The 15,621-nt window shown below is 39.6% G+C and carries 14 protein-coding genes and 1 pseudogene; 12 read left to right on the top strand and 3 right to left on the bottom strand.

Going from position 1 to position 15,621, the window contains the following annotated elements:
• Positions 1–222 precede the first annotated feature (222 nt).
• Entirely contained in the window at positions 223–1,089 is an 867-nt protein-coding gene (locus FO442_RS02470; RefSeq protein WP_144331549.1) for a type IX secretion system membrane protein PorP/SprF, read from the bottom strand.
• Positions 1,090–1,093: 4 nt separating this feature from the next.
• Positions 1,094–2,293, bottom strand: coding sequence for an alpha/beta hydrolase family protein (locus FO442_RS02465; protein ID WP_144331548.1), 1,200 nt, complete (start codon positions 2,291–2,293; stop codon positions 1,094–1,096).
• Positions 2,294–2,551: 258 nt separating this feature from the next.
• On the opposite strand from FO442_RS02465, the gene FO442_RS02460 reads away from it, so the two are divergent.
• The 9 genes from FO442_RS02460 to FO442_RS02420 all read left to right on the top strand — a co-directional run bounded on the left by FO442_RS02460 (position 2,552) and on the right by FO442_RS02420 (position 13,265).
• Positions 2,552–3,670 carry a T9SS type A sorting domain-containing protein gene (locus FO442_RS02460; protein ID WP_144331547.1) on the top strand — a complete coding sequence of 373 codons (1,119 nt, stop codon included), beginning with the start codon at positions 2,552–2,554 and terminating at the stop codon, positions 3,668–3,670.
• Between the two features lie 61 nt (positions 3,671–3,731).
• A complete protein-coding gene (locus FO442_RS02455) occupies positions 3,732–4,604 on the top strand; it encodes a Dph6-related ATP pyrophosphatase (protein WP_186279838.1) in 873 nt (290 codons plus the stop codon).
• Positions 4,605–4,671: 67 nt separating this feature from the next.
• Positions 4,672–5,508 (top strand): hypothetical protein, encoded by an 837-nt coding sequence (locus FO442_RS02450; RefSeq protein ID WP_144331545.1) that lies wholly within the window; start codon positions 4,672–4,674, stop codon positions 5,506–5,508.
• A gap of 176 nt (positions 5,509–5,684) precedes the next feature.
• A complete protein-coding gene (locus FO442_RS02445; protein ID WP_144331544.1) occupies positions 5,685–7,628 on the top strand; it encodes a DEAD/DEAH box helicase in 1,944 nt (647 codons plus the stop codon).
• A 154-nt stretch (positions 7,629–7,782) separates the two neighbouring features.
• Positions 7,783–9,582, top strand: a complete 1,800-nt coding sequence (typA, locus tag FO442_RS02440; protein WP_144331543.1) for a translational GTPase TypA — start codon at positions 7,783–7,785, stop codon at positions 9,580–9,582.
• Between the two features lie 124 nt (positions 9,583–9,706).
• Entirely contained in the window at positions 9,707–10,084 is a 378-nt protein-coding gene (locus FO442_RS02435) for a hypothetical protein (protein ID WP_144331542.1), read from the top strand.
• A 234-nt stretch (positions 10,085–10,318) separates the two neighbouring features.
• Positions 10,319–11,209: a tyrosine-type recombinase/integrase gene (locus FO442_RS02430; protein ID WP_144331541.1), complete on the top strand. Its 891-nt coding sequence runs from the start codon at positions 10,319–10,321 to the stop codon at positions 11,207–11,209.
• A 130-nt stretch (positions 11,210–11,339) separates the two neighbouring features.
• Entirely contained in the window at positions 11,340–12,362 is a 1,023-nt protein-coding gene (locus tag FO442_RS02425) for a hypothetical protein (RefSeq protein ID WP_144331540.1), read from the top strand.
• 3 nt (positions 12,363–12,365) lie between these two features.
• Entirely contained in the window at positions 12,366–13,265 is a 900-nt protein-coding gene (locus FO442_RS02420; protein ID WP_144331539.1) for a hypothetical protein, read from the top strand.
• Between the two features lie 19 nt (positions 13,266–13,284).
• Here FO442_RS02420 and FO442_RS18830 read toward each other — a convergent pair.
• A pseudogene (locus FO442_RS18830) lies at positions 13,285–13,428 on the bottom strand (helix-turn-helix domain-containing protein); the annotation flags it as partial.
• Between the two features lie 139 nt (positions 13,429–13,567).
• Between FO442_RS18830 and FO442_RS02410 the strand changes: the two are divergent.
• The 3 genes from FO442_RS02410 to FO442_RS02400 form a co-directional block, all read left to right on the top strand.
• Positions 13,568–13,756: a SymE family type I addiction module toxin gene (locus FO442_RS02410; RefSeq protein WP_144331538.1), complete on the top strand. Its 189-nt coding sequence runs from the start codon at positions 13,568–13,570 to the stop codon at positions 13,754–13,756.
• 606 nt (positions 13,757–14,362) lie between these two features.
• Entirely contained in the window at positions 14,363–15,127 is a 765-nt protein-coding gene (locus FO442_RS02405; protein ID WP_144331537.1) for a hypothetical protein, read from the top strand.
• Positions 15,128–15,276: 149 nt separating this feature from the next.
• Positions 15,277–15,621: Imm26 family immunity protein (locus tag FO442_RS02400; RefSeq protein WP_144331802.1), on the top strand; the 345-nt coding region annotated here is incomplete at its 3' end.

Here is a 15,621-nt window from a genome sequence, read left to right as displayed (position 1 = left end):
TTCTCAACTTTCTGTAATTAAATCCGTTAGTTTCTGGAAAAAAGGAAGGAAATAAATGGAACAGGTGTTTTTATTATTGCTAGTTTATCGGAAAGATAAGCATTCCACCTGCAATAAAAAAAATGCTTTGTTCAGAAAATAGCATCAATGATGAAAATCTGACGGATCGAAACGGTTTGTTAGAAGAATCACAAAGTAATTTAATCATTACTCTTTTTATCATTAAAACCGATATGCCAATAAGATATCCATGTTGTAATCGCTATAAATGATCGAATAATCAAAAGAAGCTCCGATTTGGAAACGTTTGAGGAAATTTCCCCGGATAGCAAAGATGTTTCGTAATTCCAGAACGCGGATCGCATAAGAAATACTGACTCGCTGAAAAAGCCCCAGGTTGAGTCCTGCATCCAGGTTGAAATTCCGTTCACTGTAAAATAAAAAGAAGGGGGCCAGCTCCACTTTTCGTTTAAACAGCCCGAAATTGTAAGAGAGGTTTCCATAAATTTCCCGCTGATCCTTGATCAGGTCCTGTCCGTCCACTTTCACCGAACTGGCAAAAAGATTTTTAGTGGATACGCCGATTGTCAATCCTTTCACCTGGTATTGGATCCCCAAATCGAGGTCTGCATTGAATTTCAGTTTCGAAGAAGGGTGCGAAGCGAGCTGACCCAATTCATTCCATTTCATGGCATTGAAATTCAAAACAGCTCGTGCGCCGAGATTTAACCTGCTGGATCTTCCCCATCGGAACATGCGTGTATATCCCATATAAACAATATTCCGGTTGTAAAAGGAATACCCATCGTAGATATATGACATATTAACCGAATTCTTGGAGTTCAGGTTGTATATGTGATTAAAATACAGGTTGACCGGTTTTATCCAGACATCTTCATTTTCCACGGGTACAAATTTGTATTTCGCATAAGCACCAAATGACATGCGTGAAGAAGTGTCTTCTATTCCCGCCGCAGTATTGTAATAATGCATGTTCTGGAAATAAATGTTCGGACGCAGGGTGTTTTGTGCGATCAGATCGAAGCAACATGGTTTCAAAAAAAACAGGAGTAACAGGAATCTTCTCATGTCTTTACTTTAATGCGGTGAAATCTGCCAGGGTATTTCGGGTAAAACCCTCCACATCCGATACATGTGTGCCGCCCAGGTAAGTGTATAGGGTTACATCTCCACCGGCTGCTCCAAGATCGTTCCAGGCATCAACCGAATTGAAGTAGTAAACGATCTGATCCGAATCACCATGATGAAAAAATACTTTTCCCACCGGTGTCCATCCATGACTGAAAGTATTCCGGTTCAGTACCTGGTTCATGGCGGTATCTGATCCGTCGATAATGTGTGCCAGGAAATATTCCCTCAGCGTTTCGGAGGGGATTTTGGACGGAGGAAAAATAGCAGCATATTGATCATAGACCGGATAAGAGTATAATTGATCGGTAGGCCGCCTCAATTCAGGGCTGAATTTATTTAAACTGTATAATCCCCAGGAGAAAATATTGTTGGTTAAAAGCTCTTCGTCTTTTTTGGAAAGAATATCATCGATGAACTTTTTGAAATTATAAGGACCCGCCAACCCCGAACTGGCAACGACTGTAAAATCGGAGGCATATTGTTCCTGGATGAATTTATGACTGGAAAGACAGGCGCCCGCACCCTGAGACCAACCTGCAAGGAACAGACGATTGTCGTAGGTCATCCCTTGTTGTGATAGAAATTGTTTCACGGCCAGTAAACCGTCGATGTTGCTTTTGAATAATTCATCGTATGCCAGGTAAGGATGCTCTTTGTCAGCCGTTATACCGAACCCGATATAATCCGGCAGGAAGACGGTAAAGCCAGCTGAGGCCCAAGCCAATGCGATATCACGTGTTTCAAGGAAATGGTCTGTTTCACCACCGTAATTGGAAGGTGTTTCGAATTTGGATTCGTAGAACAGGCTTAAATTGATCGGAATCTGCGTTCCATGAAGGTATGCGATCAGGAACACCGAATCAGCATTATCCGGTACGAGAAGCAAGCCACGGGAATTGATCTGTTTTCCTTCGTAAATAGTACGGTAGGTAATAGCGTAATAGGTAACACCGTTCTGAATGATATCATCGGCAGCATAATCCATCTTACTCGCAACGTCGTTTTTGGGGATATGGCCATTGTTGCGATACTCTATTAACGTTCCGCGGTCCTTGTATTCAAGTTCCGACAGTTTCTTTTTACAGGATTGAGCTCCTACCAGGAAAACGATCACCAATAAGTGTATTGAAAAAGATCTCATATGATACGAATAGTAATTCCTATTAAAGATAGGACATCACGGCTTCGAATGCAAGTTTAATTAGGAGATCGGCAAAAGTCAATTTAACAAAAAGTTAATTATAGCACAGTTTTTCAGGATCTTAAACTCCCAACTTTGCGATCCACAGGAAGTTAATTGGTGACTTTTTGGACTAAATATTTACCCGGGTGAATTTTAGTTGATAAATCAATCCGCTTGAACGTTATTTTTAGTTTGTTTGTCGAAATTAAAAATAGAATGCGTGCACAGTGTTATATCTTTGCCGGGAAATTCTACAACAACACAACGAACTTTATTCGTAAGAACCTTACTTGTATTAAGGGAGCTCTTCTGAGCTTCCTTTTAGTTACCTTTTTTAGCTCTAATTCCAACGCGCAATGCACTGTGCTCTCAGCTACAGGATACACGGTGAATGTTTCCATAACACCCAAAAGTATTGCCGTGAGTTCATCCAATTGCCCATGGGGTTATAACTACAATGTGAATTTCGATTACAACATCAGCATTACAGGTCCAAATGCAAGCGCATTGTATACACTGCAGGCATTGATCTATTGTGTGAATTCACAAATTAACGGGGCTTACCAGTTGCCATTGAACGGAGGATCCGGTTCTGCAACTACAACAACGAATCCTTCTATTCCTCATAACGGAAGTGCATACGGATACAATGCACCTTATGTGAGCTGCACGAATGCGACGATCGCTACCATGCAATGTAATGCAATTGACATCATTATTCAGGGTCCCGGAATTCCGTATCAGCAGATCCATTGCAATAGTGTAACTACCCAATTGCCTGTGGAGTTTTTATTCTTCGAAGGTGAGAAAAAGGAAAATGGGAATTTGCTCACATGGGCAGTAGAATCGGAAATGCGAAACGATTATTTCACGATCGAAACAAGTGCGGATGGAATCGACTGGAATGAATTTTCGAAAGTGAAAGGGGCAATCAATTCAACGGAAGCGAAAACATATACTTTCATGGATACCAAGAATTCAAATGTGTCGACTTATTACAAGTTGAGCCAAACAGATTTGGATGGAACAAGAAACGAACTGGCTTTAAAATTCATCCCGGCCCGTGATTTTGAATTCAGGGTATATCCGAATCCTTCTTCTGACAGCAAAGTTCATATTGATTTCTCCACGATCTCTGATGATGCAACAGTTTTAATGCTAAGAAATGAACTGGGGCAGACAGTGTTTGAATACAACCTGGAAGCTGTCTCAAAATCGGGAAAAACAACGTATTACAGTTCTGACCTGGATCTGGCACAACCTGCAGGAATGTATCTGGTTGAAATTCATTCGGGAAATCAATTGGTAGACCGCTCGAAGCTGGTGATTCGTTAATAGCAGAACCTTGACTCTCGTAGTCTTGCCTCTTGCCTTCAAAATGTCTAATTTCGGCTCAATGAAACAAAAAGCGATTGTACTTTGGTCGGGAGGAAAAGACTGTAACCTGGCGATGCAGCTGGCAAAAGAAGCAGGGTATGAGCTGATTGCTTTGGTGACTTTCCATTCCAAAACCACAGAATTCAGGGCGCATCCGAAAGCATGGATGGATCTGCAGTCCAAATCTTTGGGGATTACACATATCTTACTTGAAATTGAGGAACCATTTGCCGAGAATTATGAGATCGGGTTGCAGAAACTGAAAGACCAGCTGGGAATTTCAGCAGTTGTTTCGGGCGATATATCGGAAGTGCACGGAAACGCGAACTGGATTACCGAACGGGCTTCTGCAGTGGGATTGAAAGCATTTCTTCCTTTGTGGTACAAAGACAGGGAAGAGGTGATGGATTTGTTATTGAAATTCAATTTTGAAGTTGTTCTTACCATGGTAAAATCTCCTTGGCTGGATGAATCATTCCTTGCCCGGAAAATAGATTCGCAATTGATAGGGGAATTCCAACGGAAGGGAAAAGAAAATGGGTTGGATTTGTGCGGCGAACAGGGAGAATACCACACAATGGTGACGAACGGTCCGGGATATCGTTCTCCTGTTTTAGTGAACAGCTTTCAAATCTCACAGTACGAAGAATCGCTCCATTTGTCGGAAATAACGCTTTCCTTGGATGGCAATTACGAAGTTCCCACACTTGAAAAGCATAAAAACTGTATCTCGTGCGGAATTCCGTTTTCCTGCTACACACAAGGCTGTTGGTGCGCTGAATTGCCGATGATTATGCCGATGGAAAACATCACGGATTGTTTATGTCCGAACTGCCTGAAAACCGCAATCAACAAAAAGCTGGTTGAAAATAAGCTGAAACGGGTTGAATAGAATATTTTTTTTGAAAGGAAGATTTAGTTTGTTTTTTTAGTTTTACCTCCCTTAAATCTATTTCAAAATGACAATTCTTTTCGGCTGGAACCGTTTCCGACTTAAATCATTCACTTTCCAGGAATTAAATTTACCCGAACTGGAGCAATTCCCAAATGCAACCTTTCAAGTAGCACAATCCTATTTTCACTTGTTTTATATTCCGGTTTTTCCAATGGGGAAACGCTACGATTTGGTAATGAACAAACAATTGTACCATGTTCCTCCAAGTATCATGAAAATGGTCAATCCCGATCAAATCAAGGTTCGTGGAAAGTGGTACGCATGGTCCTTACCAATACTGGTTCTATTGATAATGCTCGGTCTAAAAATAAATAACGCGGTTAAGAAAAGTCAGGACGAAGCATATGCTATTGAATTGGCACAATGGGATCTGAAATTTTTCGATAATCCCGCGGTTGGTGATCATATTTGGTTTAACGATGGCGATCAGGTAAATTTTGATGCGGAAGTCTTCAAACTAGAAGAGAATAGAGTGATCTTGTTCGTCAATTTAATGAACAAGTTAGATAAAGAGCTAATGAAAAGTGCGCTGAACGGAGATGCTGAAGTAGATGCTGATTCCATGATGGTACTGATTAATGACCGGGACGAACTGGTTACAAGTTCAGCATTCAATGATTCGTTATACGAAGAGCATCCGGATCTTCCTGTTTTTCGAAAAGTACTTATGTTCCAATTGGAAGAGTATCCGATTGATTATGAGTTTGTGAAAATGTCGCTAAAGGATTATAAAGCGTTGAAGAAATCCCTGGGAGACGGTTATACGAAAAAAGCGAAGAAAATTAGGGTCCCGGCCTTTCACGAGATTACTGATCAGCCACTTTTTGTAAATCCGGATTAGAAACACCACTTATTGGCTGTAAATCAGTGGTAAATGTTATTAAACAGTGGGTGTACGATTAATCGCATACCTACTGTTTTCACCTCCTAAAATCATTAATTAACAATAACTTGCAACTTTATTAACAAACATCGAAAAAAAGGTCGTACCTTTGCGCCAAATTTTAGATTTATTTTATGACCTTTAAAGAACTCGGGTTAAGAGTTGAGGTTCTGCAGTCGATAGAAGCAATGGGTTTTGCAGAACCAACTCCGATCCAACAAAGTGCGATCCCGCACTTGTTACAATTAGAAAGCGATTTTGTCGGACTCGCACAAACAGGGACAGGGAAAACAGCCGCATTCGGCCTACCGTTAATTCACAAAGTAACAGACCGCCCCACTGAAACACAAGGTTTAGTCATCGCTCCAACGCGTGAATTGTGTTTACAAATCTCCAAAGACTTAGAAGCATTTGCTCAGTTTGATCGTCAGATTAAAGTAGTAGCCGTTTACGGTGGTACGGATATCCGCAAGCAAATGAGTGATATTAAGCGTGGCGCAACAATCGTTGTCGCAACACCAGGGCGTTTGGTTGATTTGATCAATCGGAAAGCAATCAACTTGAAAACAGTTGAAACAGTTGTGCTTGACGAAGCTGATGAAATGTTGAACATGGGCTTCAAGGAAGACATCGACGCCATTTTGGAAGCTACTCCTGAAACAAAGAATGTGTGGTTATTCTCTGCAACAATGCCGAAAGAAGTGGCTGCAATTGCGAAGAATTACATGACAGATCCTTTGGAAGTGGCTATGGGCCACAAGAACCAAAGTAACGAAAACATCGAGCACATTTACTACACGGTAAAGGAGCGCGATCGTTACGATGCATTGAAACGATTAATCGATGCCAGCCCGGATATTTTCGGATTGGTATTCTGTCGTACACGTAATGAAACGGCTACCGTTGCTGAGAAACTGGCAAAAGAAGGATATAGTGCCGAACCGTTGCACGGAGATTTATCCCAGGCAATGCGTGACCGTGTAATGGACCGTTTCCGTGAGCGTTCAATCCAGTTACTGGTTGCAACGGATGTTGCTGCCCGTGGGATTGACGTAGACAATATTACACACGTAATCAATTACAACTTACCGGATGATATCGAGAACTATACGCACCGTTCAGGCCGTACAGCTCGTGCAGGTCGTCAGGGTAAATCATTGGTATTGATCAATACCCGTGAGAATTTCAAGATCAAAGCAATCGAACGCCAGATTCGTACCACGTTTACGGCAGCATTGATCCCGGAAGCTTCTGAAATCTGTGGAATTCAATTGAATAAATTGATTTCGAAAGTAAAAGAGATCGAAGTGAAGGAAAATGATATCGCTCCGTTCCTGCCTGCAATCATGGCAGATTTCGAAGAGTTGTCAAAAGAAGAAGTGATCAAAAAATTCATTTCAGCTGAATTCAACCGATTCATCGAGTATTACGATCGCGCAGGTGATTTGAATGTAAGTTCGGGAAGAGGTGACCGAGAAGACCGCAAGGAAAGAAGAGGTGATGACCGTTTTGACCGCAAGGATCGTTTCGAGAGAAGCGAGCGCGCTCCGAGAGGGGATCGCGACAATGCAAACAGAACCCGTTTCTTTGTCAGTTTAGGAAAACGAGACGGATTGAACCCAGGTGGTTTATTACGCGTGATCTGTGACTCTACCGGTTTGAAATCTGCTTCTATCGGAAGAATTGATGTGATGCCGAATTTCTCATTTTTTGAAGCGGATAAAGCGGATGAAGGAGCCATTCTTTCAAAAGTAAACGGTTCTGATTACGAAGGACACACAGTAAATGTGGAAATCACTCAGAAGAAAGAGGGCGGTGAGCGCAGAAGCGGTGGAGATCGTGAGCGCAAAAGCGGATTCGGTGGAGGAAAATCCAGTGGATTCGGTGACCGTAAATCATTCGGAAGCAGTGAACGCCGTTCTTCAGGAGGTGGTTTCAGAGGAAACTCCAGCTACGGAAAATCGGATAGTGGAAGCGGAGAACGTCGCTCAGGCGGAAGTGACCGCAGAAGCAGCGGAGGTTCAGATCGCCGTTCATCGGGTGGTGGACGCAAATTCAGTTCAAGCAGCTACAAATAATTGAAAATTGAAAATGGAAAATTGAAAAGGAAGTTTCCGGATCAATTTGAAATATTCAGTAAAGCAAAATATAAATAGTTCGTAAATGCGAAAATTGGAAAGCTTAAACAAGCTTTAATCTTTTCAATTTTCAATTTTACATTTTCAATTCAAAATAATGGAAATTAGAAACATCGCAATTATTGCACACGTTGACCACGGTAAAACAACATTGGTTGACAAAATGATTGAGGCAGGACAAGTAATGAATGAACGTGATCGCCCTACAGGTGAATTGATCATGGATAACAATGACCTGGAGCGTGAACGTGGAATTACCATCGTGTCTAAAAACGTTTCTGTTACTTACAAAGGAACAAAGATCAATATCATCGACACTCCCGGACACGCCGACTTCGGTGGTGAGGTAGAGCGTGTATTGAACATGGCTGACGGAGTTTGTTTGTTGGTGGATGCTTTTGAAGGTCCGATGCCGCAAACACGTTTCGTATTGCAAAAAGCACTTTCAATGGGAATTAAACCATTGCTGGTGATTAATAAAGTGGACAAAGACAACTGTACACCTGACGAAGTACATGAGAAAGTATTCGATTTGATGTTTGAATTGGATGCAAACGAAGAGCAGTTGGAATTCCCTACAATCTATGGTTCCGCAAAGAACGGTTGGATGTCAACAGACTGGAGACAACCGAAAACGGATATTTCTGATCTGTTGGATCAAATTTTAGAGTATTTCCCACCACGTAAAATCGAAGAAGGAAATACCCAAATGTTGATCACTTCTTTGGATTTCTCTACGTATGTCGGACGTATCGCTATCGGTCGTTTACACCGTGGGAGCTTGAAAGAAAATCAGCCGATCGTATTGGCAAAACGCGATGGATCTCAAGAGAAACACCGCGTGAAAGAATTGTTTGTTTTTGATGGGACTGAGCGCAGAAAAGTAGAATCGGTTGATGCCGGTGATATTTGTGCGGTTACAGGAATCGAAGGTTTTGAAATCGGTGACGTCATTTGTGATGTTGAAAATCCGGAACCATTGGCATCGATCTCTATCGATGAGCCTACGATGAACATGTTGTTCTCGATCAACGATTCACCATTCTTCGGGAAAGAAGGGAAGAAAGTAACTTCACGTCACATTTCTGAGCGTTTGACGAAGGAATTGGAGAAAAACCTGGCAATGCGTGTTTCTGAAACCGATAAAGCAGACAAATGGATCGTTGCAGGTCGTGGTGTATTGCATTTATCCGTTTTGATCGAAACCATGCGCCGTGAAGGATACGAGTTGCAAGTAGGTCAGCCACAAGTAATTATCAAAGAAATTAACGGAGTAAAATGTGAGCCGGTAGAGGAATTGACCATCGACTTACCGGAAGAATTCTCCGGAACAGCGGTTGAAGCAGTAACAAAACGCAAAGGAGAAATGACCAATATGGAGCCGAAAGGTGCTCGTATGGTAATCCAGTTCCAGATTCCTTCCCGTGGAATCATCGGGTTGCGTAACTATTTGTTGACACAAACTGCCGGTGAAGCGATTATGACGCACCGTTTCTTAGAATACCAACCATACAAAGGTGAAATTCCGGGACGTCAGAACGGATCATTGATTTCATTGGAATTGGGAACTTCCATTCCTTTCTCCATGAACAACTTGCAGGACCGTGGTAAATTCTTCATTTTCCCGAATGAAAATATTTACGAAGGACAGGTGATCGGAGAAAACTCACGTGCAGGAGATTTGTGTGTGAACGTTACGAAAACCAAAAAATTGACAAACATGCGTTCATCCGGAGCAGACGACAAAGTACGTTTGGCACCGCCGAAAGTATTCTCTTTGGAAGAATGTTTGGAATACATCCAATCAGATGAATACGTGGAAGTAACTCCTGAAAATTTGCGTATCCGTAAGATCTTGCTGAAAGAAACGGACCGTAAGCGAGCGGGGAAATAACAATTGAAAATGTAAAAGTGAAAATTGAAAAGTGAGATTCTCTCAAACCTTTTCAATTGTTGCATTCTCAATTTTACATTATAAAGCGGGGCTTAGGTTCCGCTTTTTTTATACATGAAAGAACATGATCGAATCAAAACTCACATTAGACATTATCACCGAAACGCTGAAAGGTGAGAAGTATGAAGAACAAATCACCAACCAGTTGGAACACCTGGAAGAAGTGGAATACGAGCATACGGATACCGGTTTGCTGATATTCATTGAATACCGGAAGGCTGCCAAAGAATTTTGGTTAACGGATGCGCAGTTATACGAAGTATTCGGGGAATCGGACCATGAATTGTCGAAAGTTGAATTGATCAATGAGGAATTGAATATCCGTGCAGAAACATCAGTCCATTTCAAAAACGGGCTCATAGAGCGCGTGGAGATCTGGAACCAACAGGGCGATTACCCGGAGGATGATTTGGAGACGTGGGAGTTGAGACAGATTAATTAGCAATGATCAATTACTAAATTATCAGGTAAGCATTCATCATTGAAAAGCGGATTCCATCGGAGTTCGCTTTTGTTGTTTTGGCGCCCATTTCCGGCTATTCGTTTTATTCCCGACTAAAAGCGTCGGGAGATACCGCTGCTATCCGGGGTCGGATTAAATCAGTGTTCAACTAACAATTTTGCACTTGCTTCAAGTGATCTTTTTGTTTAACTTAAGGAATCTGAATCAAATGAAATGAATAAAAATCAGAAGAATATTCCTGGATCGCACGTGACACCGCTCTCCACTGAGCAACTAAAAGTTATAAATTCATTCGAAGACTATTTACGTAGAACGCGGTATAGTGAATCGACAATAAAGACATATTGCGATAGTTTATATCAGTTCCTGAAATTTTGTGGTGAAAAACCCCTTGCATTATTATCCAACAGTGATTTGCATGATTTTAATACACAGTACATTATTGCAAAGAAACTTTCTGCATCGTATCAAAATCAGGTGTTGAATGCGGTAAAATTATTTTGTAAAGTTCAATTGGGAACACAACTTAATCCAGAATTAGTGAAGCGTCCAAGACGGGCAAAACCATTACCGAATGTGTTAAGTCAGCTGGAGGTAAAAAATATTATTGAGTCGCCTAAAAACACAAAACATCGAATGATGTTGACATTAATTTATGCTTGTGGATTGAGAAGAAGCGAGTTGCTTAATTTAATACCAACAGATATTCAATCGAATAGAAAAATACTATTAATCAGAAATTCAAAAGGAAAAAAAGACCGTATTGTTCCCATAAGCGAAGCGTTGATAACGTTGCTGCGTAATTATTACAAAGAGTACAGACCTATGAAATGGCTATTTGAAGGTCAGGTTCGTGGAGTTCAATATTCAGCAAAAAGTTTGGAAAGCGTATTAAAACAAGCACTGCAGAAAGCAAAAATTGGAAAGCCAGTAACATTACACTGGCTTCGACACAGCTATGCCACACATTTATTGGAACGTGGAACAGATTTACGCTACATTCAAGAATTGTTAGGACATTCAAGTACTAAAACAACAGAAATTTATACGCATGTCAGTACACGATCTATTCAAGAAATTCGTAGTCCGTTTGATGATTTGTAAAAGATAATTACATTTGAAATAAAACCTGACAAAGATCAGACATAGCACCCCACATTATTCCGCTAAAACTGATAAAACATGCATGTTGTCAGGCATATAAATAAGTTAGGCGTAATTATAAAATTCAAACATGGAAATATATTCAGTAGACAAAGACAAAGTTATCAAAGCCTATTTTCTGACAGGCAGGATAACTTATCAATATGCCCTGGACCACCTGGTCGGCCTAATTGACAAACTTGATATACAAAGACGCTTTCAGAACGAAACGTTTTATAAAAGACTTGAAATTGACTTTCAAGAAGGCTGTATAACCCCCGCGATTACAATAGCGTTTATCAAACCCGTGGACTTAGATAATGTTCCGACTATTCCAGTCTTACAAGGGGAAATTACACAAGATATTGAGCATGCCTTCGTTTTGGACGGCATCCAGAGGCTTAACACGTTGAAACGGGTGGCGGCAAAAGAAGGAAACACATTGAATAAGAATAGCTACTTGTACCTCAATATTATTATTTGCCCCTCCAGAGATAATCTTTTGTATCGCATGGTGACTCTTAACAATGGGCAAAAGCCAATGACTGCTCGACATCAAATTGAAATTCTAGCTGAAAGTATCTATGACTTTTCCGCTTATTCATTTAAGATTTTCACGGAAAAAGAGAATGCCGGGAAGAATGAAAAGGCATACAAAAAAGCGGATATTTTGAATTCTTATATTTCCTTTTTAAGCAATTCTACGAATCTCGACAATAAGAAAATTATTGAAGACAAACTTGACGAATTGGTTGCAAGAAAAATAATTGAATCAAAAATTGCGAATGAAACCGTAGACTTCAATAAAATTCTTTCTCTTATGGATCGAATGACAGGTTCAGATAAACTATACAATTGGTTGAAAAACGGAAATAATCTAATAGGGTTTTGCGTTGGGCTGAGGACCTCGTTCACTCAAGTAAATTCTTATAACAACGAAGAACTTGAAACCGCTATCGATACTTTCGAAAAAGCCTTCAAGAATATCAATGTTTCTACTATCAAACTAAGTAGAGAAAGAAGAAGATTGGCGTCCTTTTATATTTCTAAAATCGGTGAATTAATTGAAAAAGATGCGGATGAGTTAACTCTGTTGTTGGCAGAACAAATTTAGACTATGAGCCTGCATCTTTTTGACTTCAAAGAGGCCATTGGCCAAAATTACCGTTCTGCTTTGCCTACGGAATTTAAAATAAGTGCAAGTACCACTTATGATATTCTTGTCATGAGAATATTGACCTCAAATATTGATGTTCATTGTAAAAAGAATAATAAAACAATTAAACTGAGTGAGAATTTTACACCCTTTCCTCTTCATCTGGTAGGGCGGAAATCCTCAAAACAGTTGAAGACACTTTTACATCCTTTTAGCCTTAATGACTATGTGAAATTTTCCAAGAAATATTACGGACGAAACATCATCTTTTATCACAATCTTTTACAAGAGTTGGCCTTCTACTTCCATTATACAAATGAAAAAAACCACCAAGCGGCTTTTGTTAACTTGTATAGGATATTAGAGTATGTTTCTTACAGTTTCCCTCTTATTCATTCTTCCCACTTTGGAAACTATATAGGTTCATTTGAGGCGTTCCGTGCTTATTTCACCGATGTAAAAACCAGCGAAATAGGTTTCTTTGAGAAGTTTACTGAAAATTTGTTCCGCGGAACGGGATATTTATCTTACACCACGGATTTCGATTTTTCTCATGCGGACATTGCTGTTGCGAATAATTGCTACGATGCATTCCACAAGTTAGCAAAGAGTTCGGATTGGATAACGGCCAACCGAGCTACGCATGCACTTTCAATCGAAAATAAAAGGTTGATCAGATTATTTAAAGACACGAGGAATAGATATTTTCACTTTGCAGTTGGGGGACAACGAAACATTCAAAATACAGACCTTAAAGACCCAGACTTTTTCTTTGAAAAAATTAATTCCAAGTATCTAAATTGGATTGGATTTATTTATGGAACGGTAATACGGGAATCGTTAGACAATGCTCTATTGTAAAGCTTTACGCAACAGCATCCTAAGACAAGTCAACCAACTTGGACAAAGAAATCTCCAAAGCGTTAGCAATTTTCATTAAAGTACCCAGGCGAGGGTTTGTTTTACCGTTTTCGATCATGTGTAATTGAGTTCTACCAATCTCACAATCAAAGGCGAAGGCTTTTTGGTCAAGCCCCTATTCCTCTCTCAATTCCTTAATCTTGGAACCTAATTTTTTGAAATATTTTTCTTCTTTCGTGTTCACTATAGCGAATATCCAAATATTATTTCTACCTTGTGTTCGGTTTAGCAAACACAACACAATGAGTCTATTCAGGAAATTAAAAATTCATAGTAAGTTCCGCACCAGACGGTGGGACAATACTACTGTGCCTGAAATCAGACTTGAGGGAAGATGGTTGGAAGAAGTGGGGTTCAAGGAAGGAGAACGTGTCCAAATTCAAGTAGAAAAAAACAAGCTGACCATTACGCTTGACAACGGACAGAAATAACTACGCCTAACAGCGGTTTGGCACAAGCGGGGCAGAGGTGCTTCGTATGACAGTTTTTCGTAAATTCGAGTTTTCGGCTTCGTAGCAAGTTTGGTGGTAAAATCCCCGCCTGCGCCAAGCCGCAAGCCGTTATAAGCTGTAAACCATTTCCAACCAAACACTAAAAATTTTGATTTTAAGCTCACAATTTTCAAACCCTGACTGGAACAATGTGATGATCACAGGAAGTATCATAAGTTTTGGCGGCAGCTTTTTAGCAATAATGATTGCCTCTATTTGTTACTTAAGTATGGAAAGAACTTTGCGACATCTAAAAATAATTTCAATCTGGGATTATCTATTACCATTTAAAATTGTAAGTGAGTATAAACAGTTATTAAGGCAAAGAAAAAACAACAGTAAACTGAACTATTTGGTTGTTATGTACTGGTCGTTAATTACAGCACCTGTGATATTAATGATTGGTTTGTTAGTAATGGTAATTGGGAAAAGCTTATAACACCAAATAAACAAAAGCGCCAAAAAGATTATATTTGATAAGGCGCCTTTGCCTATTTGGAAAACGTTATGTGCAAGTAATAGAACACAATCAAAACACATTTAACCATGAACCAAACTGAAATTTTCGAAAATGAAGTTGAGAAATATGAAATTTCTGGGACTTATATAGGAACTGGAAATCCTTACAGCAAAATTCTAATTGTAGGTAAAGAAACTGCGACTGATGTTGAGAATAAAGCAGGTCGAGACGAACATTATGTTAGATTCCAGAAAGAAGCACTTGAGGATTTTAAAACAAATGCTGAAAAATGGAATAGAAACATTAAGAATCAAATTAGTTCAGAATCGTTGCCTAATTGGATTGGAGGAAAAGATTCCCCTTTGAGTTCAAATCCCTTATTTCCTTTTAAAAGTTTACATTCAAAACAATTGAAGGAAGGGCAAACTTGGCGCAAGTATCAAAAACTACATGATTTAATTTTCTTGAATGATATGTCATCAGTAACTGAGAAAGAGATTGATTTTCACAATAATTTCTTTTTGACAGAAATGAATGATTCACCAGCTAAATTCACTAATGAGGCTGACAAGTCGGGAATTCCGAGTCGTAAACTTTTATTCAAGGAAAGTAAATTTTTTCAAAGCTTCCCAGTGGTAGTCTTGGCTTGCAGTAATTATATAAATGGAAGTGAAATTGAAGATATTTTCAATGTCACCTTTGACAAGCAGTATGGTGACAATAAACAATTATTCTGGACTCATTATAATTCAGATAGGTCAAAATTGGTAATTCATACCCGTCAATTAAGTACAAACGTTTCTGATCAGTTACTAATCGATATCGCGAATGAGATTCGGAACTTTATATAAATCATTTTGAATTGAAACCAGCACATAACAGCAAACAAGCTCAAGCGGCAAACGTTCGCACGTGTTAGCCGCCTGCGCCTGTTTGCAAAACGTTAGTAGCCATTTACCTAGTACAAAACTACCTGATTATATAATTTTAAAAATAGAATATGAGAAAGAGAGCAAAACCCGGTGACATATTTGTGGAAAAATTAAAAACCGGACATTATATGTTTGGCAGAGTTTTAATGGACATTAAAGAACAATGCTTCAAAACCAAACTTGTCGAAAAGGATGTAACTAATTTGAGACATGTAAGTATTTGCTATTTAATTGAAGCATACGATACAATCAATGATACTTCGGAATTACCGACTGATTACAATATTGTCATAAAAGGAATTTGCGTTGATGACATGGCGTTTGAAGATGATGTTTGGCAAGTCATAGGAAACATTCCTGTTGATCCTTCAACCATTGATTTTGAAGAGCAAATATCATATTACAATAAAGAG

Source organism: Fluviicola chungangensis (genome assembly GCF_007558725.1).
GTDB classification, from domain to species: domain Bacteria; phylum Bacteroidota; class Bacteroidia; order Flavobacteriales_D; family Crocinitomicaceae; genus Fluviicola; species Fluviicola chungangensis.
The sequence above is the reverse complement of the archived record's forward strand: the minus strand, read 5'-3'. Positions and strand labels throughout refer to the sequence as shown.

Coding starts and splice junctions, on each gene's coding strand:
- FO442_RS02470 (WP_144331549.1), bottom strand. CDS start 1,089: ATGAGAAGATTCCTGTTACTCCTGTTTTTTTTGAAACCATGTTGCTTC.
- FO442_RS02465 (WP_144331548.1), bottom strand. CDS start 2,293: ATGAGATCTTTTTCAATACACTTATTGGTGATCGTTTTCCTGGTAGGA.
- FO442_RS02460 (WP_144331547.1), top strand. CDS start 2,552: ATGCGTGCACAGTGTTATATCTTTGCCGGGAAATTCTACAACAACACA.
- FO442_RS02455 (WP_186279838.1), top strand. CDS start 3,732: ATGAAACAAAAAGCGATTGTACTTTGGTCGGGAGGAAAAGACTGTAAC.
- FO442_RS02450 (WP_144331545.1), top strand. CDS start 4,672: ATGACAATTCTTTTCGGCTGGAACCGTTTCCGACTTAAATCATTCACT.
- FO442_RS02445 (WP_144331544.1), top strand. CDS start 5,685: ATGACCTTTAAAGAACTCGGGTTAAGAGTTGAGGTTCTGCAGTCGATA.
- FO442_RS02435 (WP_144331542.1), top strand. CDS start 9,707: ATGATCGAATCAAAACTCACATTAGACATTATCACCGAAACGCTGAAA.
- FO442_RS02430 (WP_144331541.1), top strand. CDS start 10,319: ATGAATAAAAATCAGAAGAATATTCCTGGATCGCACGTGACACCGCTC.
- FO442_RS02425 (WP_144331540.1), top strand. CDS start 11,340: ATGGAAATATATTCAGTAGACAAAGACAAAGTTATCAAAGCCTATTTT.
- FO442_RS02420 (WP_144331539.1), top strand. CDS start 12,366: ATGAGCCTGCATCTTTTTGACTTCAAAGAGGCCATTGGCCAAAATTAC.
- FO442_RS02410 (WP_144331538.1), top strand. CDS start 13,568: ATGAGTCTATTCAGGAAATTAAAAATTCATAGTAAGTTCCGCACCAGA.
- FO442_RS02405 (WP_144331537.1), top strand. CDS start 14,363: ATGAACCAAACTGAAATTTTCGAAAATGAAGTTGAGAAATATGAAATT.